The sequence below is a fragment of the Bartonella sp. EBT8 genome (assembly GCF_055796165.1).
In genome coordinates, this window is sequence record NZ_JBTTDJ010000049.1 from 1 (window position 1) to 2,291 (window position 2,291).

The following is a 2,291-nucleotide window of genomic DNA, read 5'->3' on the forward strand; positions in this document are numbered from 1 at the left end:
GCAGTAATGGTTTCGCCGCATTCTTCAATCGCTTTATTGATGTGTTTTTTGGCGGGGTCAAACCCACCCATGCGACGGCTTTTGCTTGCAGCTTCAAGAGGCGGATTGTGTTGACGAGAAATTGTAAAAAAGCCCGTGAGTTTATTGATAAAGCCAGCCATTAATAGCCTCGTGATATATTAAAATAGAAAACACGTGAACGTTTGTGTCCTTCAAGGTTGGCTATTTGCGTATTCAGCATCTCAAGTGCTCTGCGAAGTTCCTCAACAGAACGGTTGCTTACTTGCTTATCTCCATGGCGCACTGATTGCGCACCTGAATAAAGAGCTTCTTCAATTTGTTCGCGCCGCCTTTTTAAACTTTCCAGTCTGTCAGTTTTGCTGTTTACTTGGTTCAAGTCTGTACGCATAAATTACCTCCAATCCCCTTGCATATAAGGACTGATCACCATTCTGATTTTTTTCTTTTTAGGCTGTGCTGTCTGAGATCTTCTTGGAGAAGTGGATGAAGAAATCCCTGATGTTGGCTGTTCTAAAGAACCGTCAACTTTAAGTTTTTCCAAACGCTCTTCTAAGATATCGACTTCTCGATTAAGGTTTATTCCTGCCGAAATCAGCCCCTGTAAAGCGGCATAAGCATAGACCCTACAATCCAAAGCCTCGTTTCTTGCTTTCTCACTTTTTTGCCATTCAATGCGTTTGAAACCTTTAAAATATTTGATGACTTTTCTTTCAGCCGTGAGCTGGTCAAAATATTCCCGATCAAGGCTTTTATGAAAGTGTGTTGCACCAGCCCCCGATGCTTCAGGACCGGATTTTTTTAATCGTGCCGTGATAATATCTTTCGCTGCATCAACACCAACAATATAGAGATTAATCTGTCCTTTATTGTTTCTGCTTGGACGGCGTGGCCACACCGCACGCCATCCCGCCTGTCCCTTAATTCCCCAGATGCGTCGTCCTTCACGGGGGCGTACATAATTGTAAACGGCTTGTGTATGTCCACCACCAGTATCAATACAAGCCGCTGTTATTCTGATGCCATCTTTGTAACCAGAGTGTGGCCAGCGCCTTGTCAGATATTCATCCAGTTGGTCCCATACTTCAAAAGAAGACGGATCACCAGGAATGATGTGATAATGAATGTGCCAGCTTTCTTCACCACGCCCCCATCCAACCACTTCAAGTTCTAAGCGGTCGTTTTGCACATCGATGCCGGCGGTCAATAATACGGCTTGCGGCGGTGCAATGGGATAATCTTCGCGTTTTGCATAGAGGCTATCGGTATCGATGACTTCTCCCGTTCTATCTTCCCAAGGTTCGCCAAGAACTGTATTAATAAAAACCTGTAAAAGAGCAGGGTCCTCTTTGGCTGTTAAAAATTCGCGTGCACAATCGCCCCAAGTCTGCCATGGCGAATAAAGTGCTGAAATATGGTAAGAACGCAAACGAGGCTTACTTGACTCTTGAGTTGCGATCCAGCAGGCACCGTTTTCTTCCGCCATTAAGGTAGCTTTGCGATGTTCTGCATGTTCATGACCACAATGCGCACAAACAAATACAGCTTTTTCGGGGGCGCCTTTCGGCCATTTGATTTGCGACCAAACAATGGGCTGTAGAACCCCACACGCATCGCAAGGAACATTGTAATATCTCTGATCACCAAGCACGAAATCCTTGGCAATACGGCTTGTGTCACGGTGTGTCGGTGTGGACAATTTAAAAATTTTGCGTTGAATAAAAGCAGAGGTTCGCTTTTCAGCAATTGTTACAGGATCGCCTTCATTATCCACATTCAATGGATAAGCATCGACTTCATCTAAAACCAAGTAGCGAATAGGGGAAGAACGCAAACCAGCAGCACTATTTGCTCCAGTAATCATCAACGTCCCACCATAAAATTCCTTTGAAAACATTGTATTTCCGCTGTCGCGTGCACGGGCAGGGGCAATGCGTTCACTTAAAACAGGGCTTGCCATAATCATTGGATCAAGACGCGTTTTTGAAAGTTTCTTAGCGGTCTCAACTGTCGGCATTACATAAAGAGCGGGTCCTGGACTATGATGAATGGCATAACCACAAAAGTTCAAGGCTGCTTCCGACATTCCAATCTGAGCCCCCTTCATCACAACGGTTGTTTCGGTTGGATCATAAACAGAAAGATTATCCATGATCTCGCGTAAATAGGGGGTACGCATTGTCCTCCACAGACCAGGCTCTGCACTGGTGACTGTACTCAAATAACGATTTTTATCAGCCCACTGAGAAACCGTATAAGGCGGGTCAGGACGG

Annotated in this window: 2 protein-coding genes and 1 pseudogene; all 3 read right to left on the bottom strand. The window is 45.1% G+C overall.

Annotated features, from left to right (window positions below; all coding sequences use genetic code 11):
* A pseudogene (locus AC0QT4_RS08855) lies at nt 1–161 on the bottom strand (phage portal protein); the annotation flags it as partial.
* A complete protein-coding gene (locus tag AC0QT4_RS08860; RefSeq protein WP_473201309.1) occupies nt 161–409 on the bottom strand; it encodes a phage head-tail joining protein in 249 nt (82 codons plus the stop codon). The gene AC0QT4_RS08860 and the pseudogene AC0QT4_RS08855, both read right to left, overlap by 1 nt.
* Nucleotides 410–412: 3 nt before the next feature.
* Nucleotides 413–2,291, bottom strand: a 1,879-nt coding sequence (locus AC0QT4_RS08865; RefSeq protein ID WP_473201310.1) for a phage terminase large subunit family protein, incomplete at its 5' end; no start/stop codon positions are given.

Bases quoted from the DNA above. Each gene is read 5' to 3' on its own strand.
- AC0QT4_RS08860 (WP_473201309.1), bottom strand. From the start codon at position 409: ATGCGTACAGACTTGAACCAAGTAAACAGCAAAACTGACAGACTGGAA.